The following is a 21,710-nucleotide window of genomic DNA, read 5'->3' as shown; positions in this document are numbered from 1 at the left end:
GTACTTGGGTGATCCGACAACGCAGCAGATGGGCGTGCCAGGCGGGCCGGGCCCGGCGGGAGTTTGACGACAGGCCCTAGTCGACACAGGGGATGCCGCTGCCACCGCCGTTGACCGCCGGGCCCTGGAAGACCAGGTGCGCGGTACTGGCCGGACTGGGCGTGCTGCCCGCGCCGCTGGAGGCGGATCCGGCGGCGGGCGGGGTGAAGTCCGAGGCCAGGATCACCTCGACGTGCCCGGCGGCCACCGCGCTGCTCGCCTGCGGCGCGCCGACGCCCACCTTCGACGCGATCTGCTGCGCGGCGGCCTGCTCGCCCGCGCCGTAGAGGATCTCGGTGCTGCTGACGGGGGCGTGGTCGCCGACCAGGCCCTTGGTGTACCCGGCAGCGACCAGCGCGGCGGACTCGACCCCGGCCGACCCGGTCGGCGCGGAGGCGTTGAGCACGTCAACGGTCGTCGCCGACGCAGGCGCGGACGACGCGCCGGCCTTGGGCGCGGAGGACGGCGCCGGGGCGTCCGCGAAGAGGGCCGTGACGGTGCGCTGGACCTGCGGGACGCTGACCGAGTTGACCGACTGCATGCCCTCGCCAGGGATGTCCACGGTGGGAAGTCCGGTGATGGGAAGGGTGTTGAAGGTGACCTTGCCGCCGGTCAGGTTCGGCGCCTGCTGGGCGAAGTCGAGGATCGACCACTGGTTGTCGATGACCACGTCCTTCTTGACCACGTTCAACAGTCCCTGAAGCTTCGTCAGGTCCGAGAGCACCCCGCCCTTCTTCAACTGGGTCTCGGCCGAGGTGATGTAGGCCTGCTGACGGTGGGTGCGGGCGAAGTCGCCGCCGTCGCCGTCGGTGTTGGTCAGGTTGTGCCGCTGGCGCACGAACGACAGCGCCTCGGCGGGCGTCTGCAGCACGTTGAGACCGGCGTGGAAGTTCGCGCCCGAGCCCTGGCCGTCCTCCGCCGGGTCGGAGGTGGCGTGGTTGAGGCAGACCGTGACCGGGCCGATCGCCTGGGCGATGTCGTAGAACCCGATCAGATTGACCTCGGCGAAGTGGTCGATGTGCACGTTGAGGAACTTCTGCACCGTGGTCAGCGTCGCTTCACGCCCCACCTCACGGCTGGCCTGCTCCAGCGCCGCACCCGTCAGGCCCTTGGCCTCAAGCCCCGGCATGGCTGCGGCCTTGGCCAGGCCGTAGGCCTCCTTGACCTTGTGCATGCCCTGCTCGGAGCCGTCGCCGTTGTAGGTCATCACGTAGTCGTCACGCGGGATCGACACCGCCTGGACCTTGGCGCTCCCGTCCGCCGGGATGTGCAGCAGGATCAGGCTGTTGGTGTTGTAGCCGCCGACGTCACTGGACGACCCCGCGTGCAGCTCGTCCTGGACGAACCAACCCGGCAGGTTCGAGCCGTCGTTGTTCTTCCGGCTGTCCAGCCCGATCAGCAGGATGTTCTCCGAGTTGTCCAGCTTCGGCGGCGCGTTCTGCCCCGACACCGCCAGGGCGTTGGAACTCAGCACACCCGACGTCAACTGCTGCACCCCGTACCAGGACACCCCGGCCACGCCCAGCACCGTCACCGACCCGAAGACCGCCGCCGTCCGCCCGACGACGACCGCCTTCGACGCCCTCCCCGGACGTCGGGCCGCGCCCCTGCCCCGCTGTGCCGCCCTGCCCATGCCGCTCTGCTCCTCCCGGCGTTCCGCCACAACCTGCGTCACCCGCTCCGACGCGCGGCCACCAGCCGCGCCACACCCACGACCACCGCGACAGCCATCGCCGCCGCCATCGCGGGAAAGGCCCCCGCGACGCACTTGGCCATGTCGGTCGCGAACTTCCCCGTCGAGCCTCCGGAGTCGCGCACCACAAAGCCGGCCAGGGCCATCAGCAGCACGACGGGCGGAGCACCGGTGGACACCCACCACACACCCGGCCGCGAGCAGAGCAGCGCGGCGCACAGGGCACCCAGCACGGCACCGGCGTCGAGCGCCGCACCGCCGCCCCCGCTCACCAGGGCGCCGACCAGCGGCAGCCCGATCAGCACCGAAGCCGACACCGCGCCGGGACGGCGCCGCTCCTGCGATGCCTCCGCTGCGCCCCGACGGCGGTCCGCGCGGCCACCCACCGCGGGCTCCCCCGCGCCGCGCTGCTCCGGCACGGACCGCCGGGCGGCACCCGTCGCCTGCGGCGCCCGTCCGGCCGCGTCCGGGCCCGGATACGGGTCGCCGCCTTGCTGCAAGCCGCCTCCCGAGGGAGGACCGCCCCACGCGTCGGACATCGTTCACACCTTTCGCACTCCAGCGACCACGGCAACCGCGTTCACCCGAGGGACGCTCCGACCACACGGACGGTTGCAGAGTTGCGCAATCTAGCAAGGCGAATGCGTGTCGCCCGCCGGGGACCCCCGAAAGATGAGAATCCCCGACCAGCCACACCGGCCCGCAACCCGCCGGAATGCGGCCCGCCCTGCCCCCGGGCGTCAAGGCCGCGCCAATACGCCGCCCGCTCCTCTTACCGGTTCCTTACCCGACTCCACGGGTTGAGCCACCCGCCAGGTCGCGGCGCCCACGCGGGGAGGGCGTCCGGCTCACCGGCAACCGAGCCCGCGGTCTTCGGGCGGACATCCTCGGCCGTTCTCGCCGCCGGGACCGATCCGGGATTTTCCGCGACCGCTTTAGTCTGATACTTCGTCATTCTTCAGCCCTGCGTGGAAGTTCGCCCACAACTTTGCACTGCGCAACCTCTTGCTGTGTCCCATGACAATCGGCATGCTCGGCACCGCTGCCCACACGAGGGCCAGCTTACGAGCGTCCTGATCGCCCCTCACCAAGGAGCCAGCATGCGCCGATTTCTGATACGCGTCGCCACCGTCGCGGCCGCAGCAACTCTCGCCGCCCCCGCCGTGCCGGCCACCGCGGCGGCTGCCCAGGGACTGTCGTTCCGCCCGCTGCACTACAACATCAACGGCTACAACTGGGGCGGCTACGCCGCCACCGGCAGTGGCTTCACCTCGGTCTCGGCGAGCTGGACCGAGCCGAGCGCCACCTGCAACTCCAGCAACGACCTCTACGCCCCCTGGGTCGGGATCGACGGCTACGGCACCTCCACCGTGGAGCAGACCGGGGTGGCGACCGACTGCTCCAGCGGCAGCCCGGTGGACGAGCCCTGGTACGAGATGTACCCGGCGAACCCGGTCTACCTGAGCACGAGTTCGCACCCGGTCTCCGCGGGCGACCACCTCACCGCGTCGGTGACGTACGCCGGGAGCAACCGCTACACCCTGAAGCTGGCCGACTCGACCAAGGGTTGGACGTACACCACGACCAAGTCGCTCTCCGCATCGCGGGCCAGCGCCGAGGTCATCATCGAGTCGCCGACCGGCGCCTACCCGAACTTCGGCACCCTGAGCTTCAGTTCGGCCACAGTCAACGGCAAGTCGCTCGGCTCCTCCAGCCCGACCGCGCTCGACCCCTCGAACGGCGTGACCGAGGCCCACACCAGCGCGCTCGGCTCCAGCGGCACCAGCTTCACAGAAACGTTCCTGCACGAGTAACCGAGCAGGGCAGGGCTGGTCCCCGAGCGGCGTCCTCCACACGCGCTCGGGGACCCGCCCTCTCCTGCATCCGTCACGCCCTCGACCGCAGCCATGTTGAACAGGGGACCCCCATGCGCCGCACCGCACCGGCCGCACTGCTGACACTTGCTCTCGCCGGCGTCCTCGCCGCTCCGACCAGCGCCACCGCCGACGCCTCCGCCGCTCCCGCCGGCTCGCGCGTCGCCGCGACAGCCTCGAAGCCCGCACCCGTGCCGCACCTGGACCACCGTCTGCGCCGGCACCAGAGCGGCAACGAGAACTGGGGTGGTTACGCCGTCACCGGCGGGACCTACCACACCGTCACCGGCGACTGGACCGTTCCGGCGCTGGACTGCTCGGCCACCGCCGGAGACATATCCTTCTGGTCCGGCCTGGACGGATGGTCCAGCACCACCGTCGAGCAGATCGGTCTCGACGCGGTCTGCACCCGGAAGGGCGCCGTCCAGTACAACCCGTGGGTCGAGATGTACCCGGCCAACTCGATCTACTTCACCGAGACGATCAAGGCCGGCGACACCATGACGTCCTCGGTCACCACGGACGGCAGCGGTGACTTCACGCTCACCCTCGCCGACCCCACCCGGGGCTGGACCAAGACCTACACCAAGACCCTCGCGAACGCGCAACTCAGCTCGGCCGAGGTGATCGTCGAGGCGATCGGCAGCCAGACCATCCCGCCGTGCCCCGACTTCCACCAGGTGCAGTTCAGCAACGTCACCGCGAACGGCGAGGACTTCGCCTCGGCAGGGACGGTGAACACCACCAACCTCGAACGCGCCGGCACCCTGCTCACCCAGGACGGCGCGCTCTCCGGCAGCTCCTTCCCGGTCTCCTGGCTGCATGCCTGACGGCTCGTCAATTCAGGTCGGAGCGACCGAACTGGTCGAAGGCCTGGACCGCCAGATAGAGATGGGACGCGTCCCTCGGGTCCTTCAGCTGTAGCCCCGTCAGTTCTTCGACGTGGCGCAGCCGGTAGCGGACGGTGTTGCGGTGGCAGTAGAGCGCCTGGGCAGCACCGTCCGTGGACCCGCCGGCGTCGAACCAGGCGGTCAACGTGTCCAGCAGGGCGTCGCGTTGGGGCTGCGGGAGGTCCGCCAGGCCGTGCAGGGTGCTCACGGCGAGGTCGAGCGCGTCCTCGGGGTTCGCGCTGATCAGGCATCCCAGCGGGAACTGGCCGTAGCGGTGATGGCCGCGGGCGCCTCCGGGGATGCTGCCGAGTGCCAGCCGTGCCTGGCGCAGCGCGCGGGCCGCGTCGAGGATCGAGGTGAAGGTCTCGCTCGACCCGAGCCGGACGTCCTCGGCGTCGAGCAGGTCGGGGAGTCCCGCCCAGTCGAGCGGTGCCCGCCCTGCGCCGACGACCCCGACCGTACCGTCCGGGGAGTCGCGCCACAGGACTCCGGCGCCGCGACCGGCAAGTGCGCCCTCCCAGGCCGTTCGCACGGCCGGCCCGGCACCCTGGGCCGCGATCACGAGGTAGCGGCCCTTGCGCGCGAGCCCCAGCGCCTCCGCGCTCTGCAGTCGCCTGCTGGTCTCGACCGGCCCCGAGGCGAGCAGGGTGTCGAGGTGCTGGTGGCGCTCGGCCTCCGCCATCCGCAGCAGTTCGGCGGTGCGGTCCCGGTAGGCGTCGCGCAGTTCGGCGGAGTAGTCGTCGAGCAGCACCCACATCCGGTCGGCCTGTTCTACCAGCGCACGCAGGGTGTCGGTGTCGACCGGGACGACCTGGTCGACGAGGTACGACCAGGCGAACCGGAACCCGATCCGGAAGCTGTGCAGCAGGGCGGGCAGCGGCACGCCCTGCTGGGCGCGGCGATGTCCGAGTGCCCGCACCGCGCCGAGGTCCGGAGGGACTCCTTCAGCCATGTGGAGAAGGAAGTTGCGGATCAGATGCCCGGTGGCGTCACTGATCTCGGCGACCGACACCTCCGAGCCGTCGGCCAGTTCGGACTCGTCGCGGACGATCTGCTCCACCACGCGGGAGGCGAGGTCGTCCGCGTTCGTCAAGGCACGGCGGCACAGCTCCCTGATCGCGGAATCGGCGGAATCCACGCTGCTCCCCTGCTCGTCCGGTCCACTCGCGGCGGGCCCGCGCACAGGGCCCGTCCACGGCAGGCTAGAACCGCAGGCCGGAGCGATCAACGACCGCCGGGCCGTATCCGTGCCGGGCCACGTCCGCCGCGCGGAGCACCAGGGGGAGCTCAGGCTGAGCATCGGGGTCAGACGAGCATGTAGACCTCGTCCGGTCGAAGTACTGGACCCAGGCGGGGTCGTCGTCACCGGCGTTGATTCGGTTGAAGTGGTGGTGGGCATCCTCGATGGCCTGGTGGGTGGCCCCCTGGTCCCGGGCGCTCGCGTGGCCGAACGCCTCGCGCATGGACAGCATGGCCATCAGTCTCGGCGTTCCGCCGTAGAGTCGGGCGCTGTCCTGGGCCGCTCTCGCAAGGGTGATCGCGTCCTAGTCGAACAGGTCGGGATCGGTACGCGAGATCTGGTCGAACAGCGGCTGGAACTGGACCCAGCCGGCCAGCTCGAAGCCGACCTGACCATACGTCAGCTTTGCCTCCTCGTGCGGGATCCGGATCGTCTCGCCGGCGGCCTTGGCCAGGAGCTGTGCCTGGGCCGAGCGCTCCATGGTGATGAACCACCAGGCGGCGGAGTCGACGGTCGCCCCGACCGTCAGCAGGCCGTGGTTGCGCAGGATCGCCGCCTTGTTCCCACCGAGGGCGGCCGCGATCCGGCGGCCCTCCTCCGGGTCGTTGGCGACGCCGGAGTAGGTCTCGTAACAGCCGTGGTCCTCGTAGAAGGCACAGGCGTCCTGGGTGAGCGGCTCCAGCAACTGCCCGGTCGCGGACAGGGCCTTGCCGTGCACGGAGTGGCTGTGCGCCGCGCCGATCACGTCCGGCCGGGCGGCGTGGACCGCCGCGTGGATCGCGAACGCGGCCCGGTTCACCCGGTGTCGGCCCTGGACGACGTCGCCGTCGTGGTTGACCAGCAGCAGGTCGCTGACCTTGATGTGCTTGAAGGAGACGCCGAAGGGGTTGACCCAGAAGTGGTCGGTGAACTCCGGGTCGCGTGCCGTGATGTGGCCGGCCACGCCCTCCTCGAAGCCGAAGCGCCCGAACAGCCGCAGCGCGCCCGCGAGCCGCTCCTTGCGGTGGCGGCGTTCGACGGCGGGATCGGTGAACACCGGCGGGAGCCGGAAGATCAGCTCTTCCTCCGGCACGGGCACGAGGTCGGTGCGGCTCAGCGGTTCGGCCTGGGGGTGCTCGTTCGCGGTCGGCTGGGCGGTCACGGGTCCTCCTGATCGGGCATACGGCGTGCGGCATACGGCGTGCGGCCTGGCGAGGCTTCGACCCATGCTGGCGGGCGCGACGGCACACCGTCTTGGTCCAGGGGACGCGGAATGCGGGTGCCGGATTGTCGCCCGGCACAACGGCAGCCCGCGAACCGTGCCTACTGGCGCTTGAGCCGGAGGGCCAGGCTGGGGACGGCGAAGGACAGGAGGAAGACCGGCAGGAAGCTCTTTCCGGTGCAGCGGAAGGCGACGGTCTCACCCTCGGCGGCGTCGAAGGTCGTGGTGCGGCTGCAGTTTCGGCCGCTGCGGACCTGCAGGGCGTGACGGCCGGGTTCGACCGGTGTCTCGAACATGGCGTTCATGGCGACCGTCCCGACGCGTTCCCCGTCGAGCACGACGTCGTAGGGGCTGCGCCGAACCTCGGCCCCGATGGCCTTGTGCGTCACCGTCAGCGTTGCGGACAATGCCGGCCTCCTGTCGTCACCCTGCCCGGAGCGTGAGCAGGGTGATCTCGCTCGGTGCGAAGACCCGGAAGGGCGGTCCCCAGAAGCCGGTGCCCCGGCTGGTGTAGAGCTGGGTGCGCTCCCCGTGTCGGCTGAGGCCGCTCACGACCGGCTGGTCGACGCGGACGAGGAAGTTGAACGGCCAGATCTGGCCGCCGTGGGTGTGCCCGGAGACCTGCAGGTCGATCCCTGCGGCGGCGGCCTGTGCCACGTACTTGGGTTGATGGGCGACCAGCAGGACCGGCTGGTCCTGGTCCGTCCCGGCCAGTGCGCCCAGCAGGTTCGCGCGGTGCCCGGCCAGGCCGGAGGACTCGGCGGTCACGTCGTCGACGCCCGCCAGCACCAGCCGGTCGCCGCCGCGCTCCACGATCACGTGGCGGTTGTGCAACGACTCCCAGCCGAGCTCGGTCATCCGGTCGAGCCAGCCCTGCGCCTCGCTGAAGTACTCGTGGTTACCGGTCACGTAGACCTTGGCCAGGCGTGCGCGGATCGACCCCAGCGGCGCCGACTGCTCCCGGCGCTGGGTGGGGGTGCCGTCCGCGATGTCGCCGGCGTGGAGCACGACATCCGCGTCGAGCGCGTTCACCGCCTCGGTGACGCCCGCCGACCAGCGTGCCCGGTCGATCGGGCCGTAGTGGGTGTCGGCGAGCACGACGACACGCGTGCCGTCGAGGCCCGCGCCGAGCCGCGGCAGGGTGACCTCCACCTGCTTCACCCGGGGCACCCTCATCGCCTCGAAGTGGCCCCAGGCAAGCAGCGTGGTCGCGACCACGACGACGGCGACAGCGATGATCCGGGCCTGGCCGACCCCGCCCATGCCCAGCGCGACCAGGATCAGGTGCGCCAGGTCACCGAGGACGGACCAGGTGAAGAGCACCCAGACGATCCCGAGCGTGCTGTCCGCGATCCGGGAGGCCCGGTCGATCCGCCGGCGTCCATGGCCCGCGACCATCAGGAACGGGAAGGAGACGAGGCCCACGGCGAAGACGACGGTGCCCGCCACGAAGACCGGCAACGGCCAGTGGACGCCCATGGCGAAGAGCGTGCCCCAGGGCAGCGCGAACAACAGGACCAGGACGAGGAAGACCACACCCCCACCCAGTCGCCGACGCAGCGAAGCCCGCGGGGCCGCTGCGGCCTCGGAGCCGTCCTCGCGGACCGAACGCGGTTCCGCGGATGCGTCCGTGGACACGTCGGTGGACACGCCGGTGGATACGCCGTCTGCCACAGCGCCGCCCCTCATGTGATCTGCCAGGTCGTCTGCGTCGACCGTTCGCCTGACCCCATCATCCCGCATGCGTCCGAGCGACCCACACGGGCCAGAACAGGCCCGAGCACCCCCGTGGTTGCCGCTCGGTGTGCGTCAGGCCCCGGATGCGGCCGTCTCCGGGGTCCGCTGCGTCGTGCCGCCGCAGCGGCTGGCGTACGACAGGACGCCGCAGAGCGCGATCCTGAGCAGGGCGCGGAGTTCGGCGTGCAGCGGCACCACCTCGTCGGTGGCCTGGCTCCACCGGTAGAGGAGCCCCAGGTAGGCGTCCCGCAGCATGTTGCCTGCCATCACCGGATCGACGTCGGAGGCCACATCGCCCCGGTCCCGGCCCGCCGACAGCACCCGGACGAAGACGTGACTGGCGTACTCGGTCTCCTCCTGGAGCGGCTGGCCGGACTTCACCCACGCGGCCAGCATGACCGGGGTGAGGTTGTTGTCCGCCTCGTTGAAGTCGGCGAGCGCGGACATGCACCGCTCCAGCTGGACGGTGGTTCCGTCGTCCGTGTGGGCCAGGGACTTCTCCATGAACTCCCGGAGCTGCTCCTGACGCCGGTGGGCCCAGGTGGTGACGAGGTCTTCCTTGCGCTGGAAGTGGTTGAAGAAGGTTCCCCTGGCCACGTCGGCGCGCTCGGTGATCTGGTCGATGGTGGTGTGTTCGTATCCCTGCTCGGCGAAGAGCTCCAGAGCGGACGTGTACAGGCGATCATGCACACGCTGCTTGCTCCGCTCCCTTCTGCCGGGGGTGCGCACGGCCGGGGTTGCCTCAGTCGTCATCGTCTCTCTTTCCTTGGCCCGTCGACGAGTCTCCGACTCTCTTCGAAGCCCGACGACGGCACTCGTGCCGGCGCGTCACAGGGCCCGCCCCTGCGTAACGCTTTCGTGTACTGTAGTGCATCAATACATCTCAGTGCTAGATGCGCGGCAACCTTCCGGAAACGTGAGAAGCGGCTGCACCGCCGAGGAAACGCGGTGCAGCCGCTGGTGAGGCCGTACGTAAGGCTATGCGCAAGGCGGTGCGTGAGGGCCGCTACGCAGCGACAACTCCCCCTGCCAGTCCGGCACGTGCCTTCTCCAGACCGGCCGCGATGGCGGCCGTGCTCTCGTCGCCCAGCAGTCGGCTGGTCGACACCTCCACCCCGAAGTCCCGCTCCAGGATCCGCCTCAGCTGGACCGCCATGAGGGAGTCGAGGCCGAGGTCGCGCAACGGCCGACGCGGGTCGACCCGCTCGACGGTGGTGCCGAGGACCGTCGCGGCGTGGACGATGAGCCGGTCGGCGGGGAGATCCGAACCGGTCGGCACGACGGGCTCGGGCTCGCTGCGGCGGGCCCACTCGGCGGGCCGCTGCGGAACCACGGGCTCGGCGGCGGGCACAACGGCGGTGCTCCGGCGGGCCGGTGCGTCCGCCCGGCTCGGCAGCCGGAGCATGGTGATGCCCTGGAACTCGGCGAGCAGCCGGTTGTCCGCGGTGGTCAGGGCCACGTCGCAGCTGGCGCTGTCCCCGTCGCCGTCGGGGACGAACCGGGCCACGCACCAGACCTCCCCGGCGGGCAGTCCGGCCAGCCGGACGCGCTCGAAGGAGAGCGGCGCGTACCCCCACGCCTGGTCGTCCGTGGCGGCGCGGTGCGGCCAGGCCCCGAGCATGGCCAGCAGCCCGGCCTCCAGCGCCACGCCCGCCGCGTCGGCGGGCAGGTGCAGTCGGGCCACCGCCTCGCCGTCCCGCCGCCACATCTGCTGGACCGCCTGCAACTGCGGTGCCACGGAGTATCCGTGGGCCTCGGCCCGGCGGTAGAACTCGGCGCCCGGGACGAACTCCGCGCAGCGGGTCAGCATGATGTCCAGCGGGACGGCTGACGAGGTCTCCGCCGACCGGGGCCCGTGCCCGGTGTGCGCACCCCCGGCGTGCACACCCCCGGCCTGGGCCTGCGCGGTCCCCGTCACGCAGAGGGCAGGGACCCCGGACGGGCCGACGAGCGCTTCGACGCGGAAGCCGAACTGCCCGTCAACTGCCGTCTCGTCCAGGGTGATCGTCAGGGTGGTCGCCGCCGCGTCGGCCAGGGACGGCAGCGTGTCGCCGATGCGTACGTCCCGCAGTTCCACCGGGCCCTCGCCGACGAGGTCGCGCAGCGTCTCCGCGACCGCCTCCAGGTAGAGCACCGGCGGGACCGGGGTCACCCCGCGCACGGTCACCCCGGCGCCGGTCGCCGCGACTCCCAGCCGGGAGAGCCGGATCCGGCGTTCGTGGCGGGACCCGAGCGGCTGGGGTGCGTGGGGTGTCCGGGCTGTATGGGACGCCGGGGCTGCCGGCAGGGCTCCGGGGGCCGGCATCGCGTGCAACGTCGTCTCCGCGCGGTGGTCCTCCACGTCCCACGGGTACAGCGGCAACGGCACCCGGGCCGTGTCGTCGCCGTACCAGCGCCGCCAGTCGACCGTGGCGCCCAGGCCGAAGGCCCGGCCGAGGGCACGGGTGGTCGCCGTCGACTCGCTCTGCAGCCGCGCAAGCGTGGTCACCACGGTAGGCGGCTGACCGGCGTCGCTCTGCACGTCCTCGATCGCCTGGCTGAGCACGGGATGCGGGCTGACCTCCACGAAGACCAGGTTCCTGTCCTCGGCCAACTGTCGCACCGAGTCGGCGAAGCGGACCGGCTGACGCAGGTTGTCCATCCAGTACGCCGCGTCGAGGACGGCTCCGTCGACGGGAGCGCAGCGGGCGGTGGAGAACATCGGCGTGTGCGGCTCCGTCGGCTCCAGCGGCGCGAGGCGGGCCAGCAGGTCGTCCCGTATCTCCTCCATCAGCGGGGAGTGGGACGCGACGTTCACCTTGACCGCGCGGCACAGGACCTGACGCCGCTCCAGCTCGCGGGCGACCGTCTCGAGCACGCCGGGGTCGCCGGCCAGCACGGTGGAGTGGGGGGAGTTCTCCACCGCCACGCAGACCTCGTCCCCGTACCCCGAGAGGAGGTCGCGGGCCTGCTGTGGGGAGAGCTCGGTGGCGAGCATCGCGCCGCGTCCCGCAAGGCGCTGCATCAGGCTGCTGCGCCGGGCGATGACCCGTGCGGCGTCGGGCAGGGTCAGGGCTCCCGCGACGCACGCGGCCGCCACCTCCCCCATGCTGTGGCCGACGCAGAGGTCGGGGTCCACACCCACGGCCCGCCAGTATGCGGCGAGGGCGACCTCCATGGCCCACAGCACCGGCTGCACCGCCCCGACGGCGTCGGTGAGTTCGGCGGCCTCGTCCCGGAGCAGCTCGACGACCGACCAGCCGAGTTCGTCACGCAGTGCCGCGTCGCACTCCGCCATGGCCGCCCGGAAGACCTCGGAGGTCCGCAGCAGTTCCCGGCCCATGCCCTGCCACTGCGTGCCCTGGCCGGGGAAGACGAAGGCCACCTCGCGCGGGCCGCCGAAGCCCGCCTCGTGCAGCCCGCCGTCGGGGGTCGGGCGGCCGTCCGCCAGGGCGCGCAGCACGTCGGCCAGGGCGTCGTGGGAGTCGCCGACGGCCCACAGGCGGAAGGGGTGGTGGTCCCGGCCGGTCGCCGCAGACCGGCAGATGTCGCGCAGGGCCTCGCCGCGGCCACGGCCGTCGGGGCCCAGGTGCTCCGCGTGACGCAGGGCCAGCCGGCGCAGGGCGGTGGGCGTGCGGGCGCTGAGGACGAGCAGGTGCGGGCGGGCGTCCTCGGCGGGCTCCGGCCTGCGCGGGGCCGCGGGCACGGCCGGCTCGGGAACGTACTCGCCGATCACGAGGTGGGCGTTGGTGCCCGAGATGCCGAACGAGCTGACTCCGAGCACCGCCCGGTCACCCCTGGGGCGCAGCGGGGTGTTGCGGTCCACCACGGCGACGGGGAAACCCGGTTCGGCGAGCTGGGCCTGAGGCGACGTCAGGTGCAGTGAGCCGGGGATCGTGCGGCGCTCGGCCGTGAGGACCGTCTTGATGAGACCGGCGATACCGGCGGCCGCCTCGGCGTGCCCGATGTTCGTCTTCACGGAGCCGACCAGCAGCGGCGCCTGGCGCTCTGCCGCGCCACCCGCTGCGCCTTCATCCAATGCGCCTTCACCCGCTGCGCCTTCATCCACCGCCCCGTCGCGCACCGCTTCGGCCAGCGCCTGGAGTTCCACTCCGTCGCCGACGATCGTGCCGGTGCCGTGCGCCTCCACGTAGTCCACCTCGGCCGGGGTCACTCCGGCGCTGCGCCAGGCCGCGCGCAGCATCGCGGTCTGCCCGGACACGGCGGGCTGCAGCAACAGGCCGCTGCCGTCACCGTCGTTGGTCACCGCGCTGCCCAGCAGCAGCGCGCGGACCGGGTCGCCGTGGGCGACCGCGTCGGACAGCCGCTTGAGCAGGACCACCCCCACGCCCTCGCTGCGGACGAAGCCGTCGGCGGAGCTGTCGCCGAACTTGCACCGCCCGTCGCGTGCGAGCATGCGCCCCTGGGAATAGGCGATGGCGTCGCTCGGCGAGAGGATCACGTTGACACCGGCCGCGACCGCCAGGTCGCACTCTCCGGTGAGCAGGTTCTGGCGCGCCGTGTGCACGGCCACCAGGGAGGACGAGCAGGCGGTGTCCAGCACCAGGCTGGGGCCGCGCAGGTCGAAGGCGTGCGAGACCCGGCCCGCGGTGACGGCCCGCAGCCTGCTGCCGGACATGGCCCGCACGTCGGCGGTGGTGTGGTGGCCGGTCGCGTCCGCGTACTCGGCGGTCGCCTGCCCCACGAACACCCCGCCGTCGCTGCCGCGCACGGAGGAGGGCGGGATGCCGGCGTCCTCGAACGCCTCCCACACGATCTGCAGCAGCAGGCGTTGCTGCGGGTCCATGGTGCGCGCCTCGCGCGGCGAGATGCCGAAGAAGGCGGCGTCGAAGTCGTAGAGGTCGTCCAGGAAGCCACCGTGCCGGGAGACGAGCCTGCCTGGGGTGCCCGGCTCGGGGTCGTACCACGCGGTGACGTCGAACCGGTCCGGCGGGACGGGAGCGACGGCGTCGGAGTTGCTCTCCAACAGCGTCCAGAACTCCTCGACCCCCGCCGCCCCCGGGAACCGGCAGCCCATGCCAATGATCGCGATCGGTTCCGATCTGTACATTTCGTAACCTTTCCCCCTGGTTGATGGTCCAAGTCTATACCTGAGGACAAATTTGGCCTCGGATTTTGCGCAACCTTAATATCGGCACTGACACCTCGTCAGAATGCGTCATATCACTGCCATAGCGGCAAAAATGACCCTTGTCGCCTGCATGGCATCCACCAGTTGAGACGTCCGCCTCGGGTGCTTCATGGGGATCAGCTTTGACTCTGGTCGGCTGTTGAACTTCAGTCCATGAATGTGCTTCAGTTGGAGCGCCAGCTGCCGCGAGCAAGAGGGGGAGGGCGTCGAGCTCATCGTGTCCGGCCCCCGACCGTGGACCTTTCAGACTTCTCAGGAGCAGCCGTGGACATACCTCTTTGGCAGAAGCACTGGTACGACCGCCGTGAACCGTTCTTGGACGAATGCCGCCAGGCCCGGGACGCCCTGCTGGTCGATCTCAAGCAGCCGGCCCTGGCACAGCAGCGTGTCCTCGCCGACGTCATCGACGTGAGCGCGGGCTCGGTCCACTGGAAGGAGCGGGGCTACGACGTCCTCGCGGACGACCCCGACCGTTTCCGCTCGGTGCTGCCCGTGATGCGCTACGACGACTTCGTCCCCGCGATCGAGCGCGAGACCCGGACCAAGGGCGGCACCCTGACCTGCAGTCCGGTGCTGCGCTGGCTCAAGACCAGCGGCACCACCGGGGTGCCCAAGCTGGTGCCGTACACCCTGCACTGGCTGCTGACGTACCGCATCCCCGCCATGAAGGCGATGTGGGGCACGTACCTGGAGTACCACCCGGAGCTGCTGGCGCACCCCTACGCGACGCTCGACACCCAGACCGTGCGCGAGGACGTCTTCGACTTCGTGCACGGCGTCGGCCACCAGGCGATCAGCAACCGGCATCCGCAGGTCAACAGCCGGGACTGGAACCCACCGTGGTACGAGTCGCCGTGGTTCGGCCCCGGGGTGCCGAGCAGCCACGAGGGCCGCATGTACCACCGGATCCGCCACCTGGTCGGCAGAGACCTGCACTACATCTCGTCCATCAACCCGAGCACCCTGATCTCGCTGCGCGACCTGCTGGCGGAGCACGCGGAGCAGCTGGTGGACGACCTGCGGGCGGGCACGCTGGACGGCCGACCGTACGCCCGGCCGGACGAGGAGGCCGCCCGGCGTCTGGAGGAGGTCCTGCGTCGGCCGGACTTCACGCTCAAGGACGTGTGGCCGTCGCTCACCCTCTACACCTGCTGGCTCTCGGCCTCCGCCAGCCTGTACGCCACCAAGCTGGACGCGGTCTTCCCCGGCGTCGCGAAGCTGCCGTTCATGAGCTGCGGCACCGAGGGGGTCACCACCATCCCGGTGGACGGCTGCCTCAACAGCCAGCCGCTCGCCGTCTCCCAGGCCTTCTTCGAGTTCGTGCCCGCCGAAGTTCCGCTCGGCGAGCTGGTGGAGAACGGCGAGCCGGTGACGACGCTGCTGTTCGACGAGGTGCAGCCGGGGCGCGACTACCACCTGATCATGACGCAGGGCAACGGCCTCTACCGCCTGTGGACCGGGGACATCTACCACGTCGACCGCATCGTCGACGGCACCCCGTGGGTCCACTTCGTGCACCGCGACGGCATCTTCCACTCCTTCACCGGCGAGAAGCTGACCGAGTCCCAGGTGACCGGGGCCATCCAGCGGGGCCTCGCGGACCACGGCATCGCGGCCGGGCTCTACATGTGCGGCCCGCACTGGGCAGAGCCGCCGTCCTACCGGGTCGTCACCGAAGTCCCCGAGCCGTCCGGGCAGTTGGACCGGGCGCTGTCGCAGGCCGTGGACGCGGCGCTGCACGAGATCAACATCGAGTACGCCTCCAAGCGGGACAGCGGCCGGCTCGGCGCGCTGGAGGTCGCCACCGTGCCACGGGACGCCATCGCCGCGTACGTCGAGAGCCGCCGTCAGGCGGGCAACGCCACCCAGTACAAGTACAAGCCGTTCCAGCGGGACGTCGACTTCGTCACCGCTCTCACCGGTCGCTGACTGAAAGGGAGTTCGTACGTGATCGAGACCAAGCGACCACCGCAGAACATCCGCCGCGAGATAGTGGCGCTCCCGGTCGAGGGCGCGGAGCTGGCGCTGCACCTGTGGCGCCCGCGGGGGGCTGCCAAGGGTGCGGTCTTCTACTTCCACGGGCTGCAGTCGCACGCCGGCTGGCTGTGGGAGGTCGGCCCCCAGTTCGCCGACAACGACATCGCCTTCTACGTCCTGGACCGCCGCGGCTGCGGCACCAGCGGGGGCGAGCGGCAGGACCTGCCCGACGCCGAGACCGTGCTGCGGGACTACATCACGGCACTGGAGCACGTGCGCCGGGCGATCGGCGACGAGGTGCCGCTGTCGATGTTCGGGCACTGCCTGGGCGGCTCCTTCATGGCCGCCCTCATGCACCACCCGGAGTTCACCACCCGCTACGACGCCGCGATCTTCTGCTCGACCTGGCTGGGCAAGCTGCACGCCACGCTCGACGAGGAGCAGCGGTGCGCTCTGGCCTCGGAGACCGGCCTGGAGCCGTGGGATGCCGGGCTCAGAGCGGAGGACTTCACCGACGACGCGCGGCACCGGCACTTCATCGACCACGACGACCTGGCGGCGCGCACCCTGACCCGCCGCTCCCGGGCCGTGCTCCTCGACCTGGAGCGGCTGTACGTGCGGCCCCAGCGGGCGCTGCCCCCGGTCCCGTCGGCCTACGTGTCCGGCGTCAGGGACCCGATCGTCGACCTCGACGACGCGCGTGCCGCGTACCGGCGGATGACCGGGGCGCACGGCGAGCTCATCCAGTACCCGACGGACAAGCACTACCTCTTCTACACCGACGTCCGGGCCAAGCTCGTCGACTGGGCTTCCACCTTCACCCTGCTCCAGGGAGTGGACCGCGATGCCTGAACCGGCCCAGGCCACCCTCTACCGGATCGAGTTGCCCATGGCGATGGGCTTCGACCACCCCGCCAAGCGTCGTTCGACCTCGGACAGCCTCCTGTTACGCCTGGAGGCCGACGGGGTGACCGGGCTGGGCGAGTGCGCCCCTCGGCCGTACGTCACCGGCGAGACCACCGCGTCCGTGACCGCCGAGCTGCAACAGGTCCCGCTGGACGCGGTCTTCGCCCGGCTCCGCGCGGCGGATCCGGCCGAGCTGCTGGCCCGGCTGCGCGAGCGGGGCGTCGCCGACACCTTCGGCGTCCGGGGCGGCAGCAATCTGCTGTGCCTGCTGGAGATCGCGCTGCTGGACCTGCTGGGGCGCAGACTCGGTCTGGACGGACTTGAGTTGACGCTACGTCAGGATGCGTCGGCGGTCCGGCCGACCGCCCTGCGCGTGTCGCAGGTGCTCGACCTCAGCCTCGACGTCGAGGAGTTCCTCGACACGCGCGGCCCGTTCCACTTCGTCAAGATCAAGGCCTCCGACGACATCCGCCGGGACGTGGCCACGGTCACCGCGATCCGCGCACGCCTCGGCGACCGGGTCCCGGTCATGGTCGACGCCAACATGAGCTGGCCCGTCGCGGAGGCCCCCGGCCTTCTGGCCGCCTTGGCCGATGCCGGGGCCGACTACGTCGAGGAGCCGCTGGCGAAGGGGGCGTGGGCCGAACTCGCCCGGCTGCGGTCCGGTTCCGGGGTGCGCATCATGCTCGACGAGTCGGTGTGCACCCTCCAGGACGCCCGCCGGGCCGTGAAGTTCGGAGCCTGCGACGCGTTCAACATCCGGGTCGCCAAGAACGGCGGCCCGGTGACCGCGGCTCGGATGATCGACCTCGCCCGGCGCGCCGGGCTGTCCTTCCAGATCGGCGTGCAGGTCGCCGAGGTGGGACCCCTGATCAACGCGGGCCGGGCGCTGGCCTTCGCACACCCCGACGCCCTCACCGTGGAGGCCGGCCAGTCGGACCGGTTCTTCCCCGAGATGGTCGTCTCCCCGCGCCCGGCCGTGGACCGGTCCGCCAACACCGTCGCTCCGCCTCCCGGTCCCGGCTTCGGCCTCGAACTCAACGGCCGTGCCGAGGTCTGGGCCGTGGCGCACCGCACCGAGGGCTCCCCCGCCTGGCGGGCCGTTTCCGGACCGGCACCGCGCGAAGCAACACATCCCGAACCGGCACAGCCCCAACCGGCCCTTTCCGCAGTGACGTTGTCAGGAGGCATGCACCCATGACGGTCGTCTTCGAATGCGTGTACAGCGATGAGCGCCATCTCGGTGTCGGCCTGCCGACGGATACGGACCCGCTGCTCCTGTACCCGCTGGCCGGTGACACCCTGGCCGCCGGTCTGGCCGCTGCCGACGGCGACCCGGAGGTCGCGGTCGCCCGGATCACCCGGGACCGCCGGCCCGTCGAGGTGCACCCCGGCGACCGGCACCGGGTGCGGATGCTGCCGCCGCTGCTGCCCGCACACCCGGGAGACGCGCTGGTCAGCGGGTTCATGATGACCCACAACGTGAAGGTCGACGCCGAAGTCCCCGACCAGCCCAACTGGTTCGTCAAGGGCCTCGGCGACGCCCTCAAGGCCCCCGGCGAACCTCTCTCCGTGCCCGCCGACGCGGTCGCGGTCTGCGAGGAGGCCGAGGTGGTCCTGCTCTACGTCGGGGACGAGACGGGCGTGCCGCGCTACGTCGGCTACACCTTCGGCAACGACCTCACCGACATCGGCCGCTTCAAGCAGCACGCCGGGCACCTCTCGTACGCCAAGCTGTGCGACGCGGGCGTGGCCCCCTGGCTGCACCTGGGCGAACCACCGCGCTCGGTGACCGGCGAGGTCGTCATCGAGCGGGACGGCGCACCCGCCTGGAAGGGCTCCTTCACCACCGGGAGCGACGCCCTCCACTACGACCTGCCGACGCTGATGTCCCGCCTCTTCGCCTACCGGGCCCTCCACCGCCCCGGCCGCGTGCACTACGTGTACCTCGGCGCCGACCGCAGCAGCTTCCACGCCGGTTTCCGCACCGCGGACGGCGACCGGGTCACGCTGCGCTTCGCCAGTCACGGGGTGACCTTCTTCCACCCGCTGGCGTGGGTCGGCGGTCAGCCGCCGCTCGGCGGATCCCCAGCCTGACCGAGTCCCACCGTTCCACCGTTCCACGGAGGTTGATCCACATGTCCACACCTGCCGTCTCCGCGCGGCGCCGGCTGATCCTGGCCACCAGCTGCCTCAGCATGTTCATCACGGCGCTCGACAACTCGATCGTCAACCTGGCTCTGCCGGACATCCAGCACGACCTGAACGCCTCAGTGTCCAGTCTGCAGTGGATCGCGGACGCCTACACCATGGTGATGGCCACGCTGCTGCTGACCGCCGGCGCCACCGCCGACCGCTGGGGCAGGCGCAAGGTGTTCCTCACCGGCCTGGCCGTGTTCACCGTGGCCTCGCTGCTGTGCGGTCTGGCGCCCTCGGGCGGCTGGCTGATCGCCTTCCGCGCGCTGCAGGCCATCGGCGGGGCGATGCTCAACCCCATCGCCATGTCGATCATCTCCACCACGTTCCCCGAACCCGCGCTGCGCGCAAGGGCGTTCGGGGTGTGGAGCAGCGTGTACGGAGCGAGCATGGCCGCAGGCCCGCTCGTCGGCGGACTGCTGGTGGGTACCGTCGGCTGGCGGTCCATCTTCTGGGTCAACGTGCCCGTCGGCATTCTGGCCATCGCCCTCACGCTGACCTTCATCCCCGAGTCGCGCGCCGAGCGGGCACGTCGACTCGACCCGGTCGGCCAGGGCCTGGTGATGGTGTTCCTCCTTCCGCTGACCTACGCGGTGATCGAGGCCACCGGCCTCGGCTGGTCCTCCCCCCAGATCCTGGTCTGCCTCGGCGTCGCGGCAGTCGCCTTGATCGGACTGCTCGGCTACGAATCACGGCGCGAGGATCCCCTGGTCGACCTGCGCTTCTTCCGCAGCTTCCCGTTCTCCGGGGCGACCCTCACGGCAGTGGCCGCCTTCGTCTCGCTCGGCGGCTTCCTGTTCGTCAGCAACCTCTATCTGCAGGACGCCAGGGGGTTCTCCGCGCTGCGCAGCTCCCTGTACCTGCTGCCGATGGCCGCGATGACGCTGATCTTCGCGCCCATCTCCGGGCGGATCGCCGGCGCCCGCGGTACCCGGATCCCGCTGCTGCTGGCCGGGGTGGCCATGACCCTGAGCGGCCTGATGCTGACCGGGCTCGGTCCGACGACCCCGGACTGGTGGGTCCTGGTCGCGTTCGGCCTGTTCGGTGTCGGCTTCGCCATGGTCAACGCACCCATCACCTCGACCGCCGTCTCCGGGATGCCGCGCTCCCAGGCGGGTGTAGCGTCGGCGATCGCCTCCACGAGCCGGTTCGTCGGTCAGGAGCTGGGTGTGGCGATCATCGGCAGCGTGGTGGCCGCCGGACTCCACGGCCATGGCGCGAAAGCGTTCGACACGGCCAGCCAGGCCGGCTGGTGGATCATCGTCGGCGGCGGCGTGGTGATCGCGATCCTGGCCGTGGCGTCGACCACCGCCTGGGCCAAGGGGACCGCCGCCCGCGTCGCCGAGCGGCTGGACCTCACGGACGCTCCCGCACCGGGCCCGGTGCCCGCCCAGAACCCCGCCTGAGCAACCCCGCCTGACAGATGCCTCCTGAGCAACCCCGTCAAAACCCATGCAGAAACCTCCGCACAGACCCATGAGATCGGAGAATGTCATGAGCCAGAAATCCGCCATGCGCGTGCTCGTCCTCAACGGCCCCAACCTGAACCTGCTGGGCGAGCGGGATCCCGCCCACTACGGGACGGCGACCTTGGCCGACGTCACCGACAACGTCACCGCTCTCGCCAAGGAACTCGGCGTCGAGGTGGACTTCGCCCAGCACAACTCGGAGGGCGACGTCGTCGACCAGCTGCAGCGCGCTCGCCACGAGTACGACGCGGTCATCCTCAACCCCGGTCCGCTCTCCCACTCCAGCCTGCCGGTGCGGGACGTGGTCCAGGTCATCAAGACGCCGGTGGTCGAGGTCCACATCTCCAACGTGATCTCGCGCGGCGGCTACCACGAGAAGTTGGTCACCGGCCCCGCCGCCAAGGCCGTCATCTGCGGTTGCGGCATCGCCGGCTACGAGATGGCGCTGCAGTTCTTGGTCAAGCACAGCCTGGTCGAGCAGGTCCTGGTCAAGCACAGCCTCGTCGAGAAGGCGGCACAGTGACCACTTCACACGCGTCAGCTTCACCCAACTCAACGTTCGGTCTGGACGACCAGGTCGTGCTGGTGACCGGCGCCGGGACCGGTATCGGGCAGGCAGCCGCGGTCGCCTTCGCCGAGGCGGGAGCCCACGTGGCACTCGCCGGTCGTCGCCTCGAACTCCTGGAGGAGACCCGGAAGTTGCTGCCTGATCCGGACGACGCCCTGGTGCTCCGCTGCGACGTGGACCGCGAGGCGGACGTCGCGGCACTGGTGGACGCGGTGGCGGAGCGCTTCGGCCGACTCGACGCGGCCTTCAACAACGCGGGCACCTTCGGGCGGTTCGGCCCCCTCCACGAGGACGACGACGAGAACTTCGACGTCGTGGTCGGCACCAACCTGCGCGGCCTGTGGCGCTGCATGCGCCACCAGGTGGCCCGGATGCTGCAGAACGGCGGCGGATCCATCGTCAACTGCGCCTCCGTGGCCGCCCATCTCGGCCACGCCAAGAGCCCGCTCTACTCGGCGACCAAACACGCGGTCATCGGCCTGAGCAAGTCGGCGGCACTCCAGTACGCCGGGTCCGGCATCCGCGTCAACGTCGTCAGCCCGGGTTCCACCGACACCGGCATGCTGCGCTCCGTCTACGAGAGCGCGGACGCGCTGGAGGCGCGCTCCCACCGCGCACCGCTCAAGCGGCTGGGCACGCCCACGGAGGTGGCCAACGCCGCGGTGTGGCTGGCCAGTCCGCTGAGCGCCTACGTCACCGGCCAGACGGTCCTGGTGGACGGCGGCGTCACCGCGGGCAGCGTCTGAGCCCACCGCGACGAACCCGCGCACCCCCACACCCCACGCCCCC

General features: G+C 71.0%; 18 protein-coding genes. 9 read left to right on the top strand and 9 right to left on the bottom strand.

Annotated features, from left to right (window positions below):
• Positions 1–76: 76 nt before the first annotated feature.
• Complete coding sequence (locus ABH940_RS24660) at positions 77–1,672, bottom strand: LCP family protein (protein ID WP_370106189.1); 1,596 nt, start codon at positions 1,670–1,672, stop codon at positions 77–79.
• A 38-nt stretch (positions 1,673–1,710) separates the two neighbouring features.
• On the bottom strand, positions 1,711–2,271 hold the full coding sequence (locus tag ABH940_RS24655) for a DUF6542 domain-containing protein (protein WP_370106188.1): 561 nt from the start codon (positions 2,269–2,271) through the stop codon (positions 1,711–1,713).
• A gap of 561 nt (positions 2,272–2,832) precedes the next feature.
• Between ABH940_RS24655 and ABH940_RS24650 the strand changes: the two genes are divergently transcribed.
• Together ABH940_RS24650 and ABH940_RS24645 are read left to right on the top strand one after the other, a co-directional pair.
• The gene (locus ABH940_RS24650; RefSeq protein ID WP_370070735.1) at positions 2,833–3,546 is read left to right on the top strand and encodes a G1 family glutamic endopeptidase; all 714 of its coding nucleotides are present in this window, start codon (positions 2,833–2,835) and stop codon (positions 3,544–3,546) included.
• Positions 3,547–3,659: 113 nt separating this feature from the next.
• Complete coding sequence (locus ABH940_RS24645; protein WP_370106187.1) at positions 3,660–4,436, top strand: G1 family glutamic endopeptidase; 777 nt, start codon at positions 3,660–3,662, stop codon at positions 4,434–4,436.
• A 7-nt stretch (positions 4,437–4,443) separates the two neighbouring features.
• On the opposite strand, the gene ABH940_RS24640 is transcribed toward ABH940_RS24645, so the two are convergent.
• The 7 genes from ABH940_RS24640 to ABH940_RS24610 form a co-directional block, all read right to left on the bottom strand.
• Positions 4,444–5,634: a PucR family transcriptional regulator gene (locus ABH940_RS24640; protein WP_370106186.1), complete on the bottom strand. Its 1,191-nt coding sequence runs from the start codon at positions 5,632–5,634 to the stop codon at positions 4,444–4,446.
• 64 nt (positions 5,635–5,698) lie between these two features.
• A complete protein-coding gene (locus tag ABH940_RS24635) occupies positions 5,699–5,974 on the bottom strand; it encodes a hypothetical protein (protein ID WP_370070741.1) in 276 nt (91 codons plus the stop codon).
• Positions 5,975–6,040: 66 nt separating this feature from the next.
• Positions 6,041–6,832, bottom strand: coding sequence for a class II aldolase/adducin family protein (locus tag ABH940_RS24630; protein WP_370070845.1), 792 nt, complete (start codon positions 6,830–6,832; stop codon positions 6,041–6,043).
• A 206-nt stretch (positions 6,833–7,038) separates the two neighbouring features.
• Positions 7,039–7,344, bottom strand: coding sequence for a hypothetical protein (locus ABH940_RS24625; protein WP_370106185.1), 306 nt, complete (start codon positions 7,342–7,344; stop codon positions 7,039–7,041).
• A 16-nt stretch (positions 7,345–7,360) separates the two neighbouring features.
• Positions 7,361–8,575 carry a metallophosphoesterase gene (locus ABH940_RS24620; protein ID WP_370106205.1) on the bottom strand — a complete coding sequence of 405 codons (1,215 nt, stop codon included), beginning with the start codon at positions 8,573–8,575 and terminating at the stop codon, positions 7,361–7,363.
• Positions 8,576–8,746: 171 nt separating this feature from the next.
• A complete protein-coding gene (locus ABH940_RS24615; RefSeq protein WP_370106184.1) occupies positions 8,747–9,364 on the bottom strand; it encodes a TetR/AcrR family transcriptional regulator in 618 nt (205 codons plus the stop codon).
• Between the two features lie 316 nt (positions 9,365–9,680).
• On the bottom strand, positions 9,681–13,724 hold the full coding sequence (locus ABH940_RS24610; protein WP_370106183.1) for a type I polyketide synthase: 4,044 nt from the start codon (positions 13,722–13,724) through the stop codon (positions 9,681–9,683).
• 345 nt (positions 13,725–14,069) lie between these two features.
• Between ABH940_RS24610 and ABH940_RS24605 the strand changes: the two genes are divergently transcribed.
• The 7 genes from ABH940_RS24605 to ABH940_RS24575 all read left to right on the top strand — a co-directional run bounded on the left by ABH940_RS24605 (position 14,070) and on the right by ABH940_RS24575 (position 21,667).
• Positions 14,070–15,734, top strand: coding sequence for a GH3 auxin-responsive promoter family protein (locus ABH940_RS24605; protein WP_370070749.1), 1,665 nt, complete (start codon positions 14,070–14,072; stop codon positions 15,732–15,734).
• An 18-nt stretch (positions 15,735–15,752) separates the two neighbouring features.
• Positions 15,753–16,634 carry an alpha/beta hydrolase gene (locus ABH940_RS24600; protein WP_370070751.1) on the top strand — a complete coding sequence of 294 codons (882 nt, stop codon included), beginning with the start codon at positions 15,753–15,755 and terminating at the stop codon, positions 16,632–16,634.
• Positions 16,627–17,889 (top strand): enolase C-terminal domain-like protein, encoded by a 1,263-nt coding sequence (locus tag ABH940_RS24595; protein WP_370070753.1) that lies wholly within the window; start codon positions 16,627–16,629, stop codon positions 17,887–17,889. The genes ABH940_RS24600 and ABH940_RS24595 overlap by 8 nt, the downstream gene beginning before the upstream one ends.
• Positions 17,886–18,785: an FAH family protein gene (locus tag ABH940_RS24590; RefSeq protein ID WP_370070755.1), complete on the top strand. Its 900-nt coding sequence runs from the start codon at positions 17,886–17,888 to the stop codon at positions 18,783–18,785. The genes ABH940_RS24595 and ABH940_RS24590 overlap by 4 nt, the downstream gene beginning before the upstream one ends.
• 41 nt (positions 18,786–18,826) lie before the next feature.
• A complete protein-coding gene (locus ABH940_RS24585; RefSeq protein ID WP_370070757.1) occupies positions 18,827–20,290 on the top strand; it encodes an MFS transporter in 1,464 nt (487 codons plus the stop codon).
• Between the two features lie 88 nt (positions 20,291–20,378).
• On the top strand, positions 20,379–20,876 hold the full coding sequence (locus ABH940_RS24580) for a type II 3-dehydroquinate dehydratase (protein ID WP_370070759.1): 498 nt from the start codon (positions 20,379–20,381) through the stop codon (positions 20,874–20,876).
• Complete coding sequence (locus ABH940_RS24575) at positions 20,873–21,667, top strand: SDR family NAD(P)-dependent oxidoreductase (protein WP_370070761.1); 795 nt, start codon at positions 20,873–20,875, stop codon at positions 21,665–21,667. Before ABH940_RS24580 ends, ABH940_RS24575 begins: the two co-directional genes overlap by 4 nt.
• Positions 21,668–21,710 lie beyond the last annotated feature (43 nt).

This window comes from Streptacidiphilus sp. BW17, from assembly GCF_041262485.1.
Taxonomy (GTDB): domain Bacteria; phylum Actinomycetota; class Actinomycetes; order Streptomycetales; family Streptomycetaceae; genus Streptacidiphilus.
This window is presented reverse-complemented; position numbering and strand designations above follow the sequence as displayed.

Coding starts and splice junctions, on each gene's coding strand:
- ABH940_RS24660 (WP_370106189.1), bottom strand. CDS start 1,672: ATGGGCAGGGCGGCACAGCGGGGCAGGGGCGCGGCCCGACGTCCGGGG.
- ABH940_RS24655 (WP_370106188.1), bottom strand. CDS start 2,271: ATGTCCGACGCGTGGGGCGGTCCTCCCTCGGGAGGCGGCTTGCAGCAA.
- ABH940_RS24650 (WP_370070735.1), top strand. CDS start 2,833: ATGCGCCGATTTCTGATACGCGTCGCCACCGTCGCGGCCGCAGCAACT.
- ABH940_RS24645 (WP_370106187.1), top strand. CDS start 3,660: ATGCGCCGCACCGCACCGGCCGCACTGCTGACACTTGCTCTCGCCGGC.
- ABH940_RS24635 (WP_370070741.1), bottom strand. CDS start 5,974: ATGGCCATGCTGTCCATGCGCGAGGCGTTCGGCCACGCGAGCGCCCGG.
- ABH940_RS24610 (WP_370106183.1), bottom strand. CDS start 13,724: ATGTACAGATCGGAACCGATCGCGATCATTGGCATGGGCTGCCGGTTC.
- ABH940_RS24595 (WP_370070753.1), top strand. CDS start 16,627: ATGCCTGAACCGGCCCAGGCCACCCTCTACCGGATCGAGTTGCCCATG.
- ABH940_RS24590 (WP_370070755.1), top strand. CDS start 17,886: ATGACGGTCGTCTTCGAATGCGTGTACAGCGATGAGCGCCATCTCGGT.
- ABH940_RS24585 (WP_370070757.1), top strand. CDS start 18,827: ATGTCCACACCTGCCGTCTCCGCGCGGCGCCGGCTGATCCTGGCCACC.
- ABH940_RS24580 (WP_370070759.1), top strand. CDS start 20,379: ATGAGCCAGAAATCCGCCATGCGCGTGCTCGTCCTCAACGGCCCCAAC.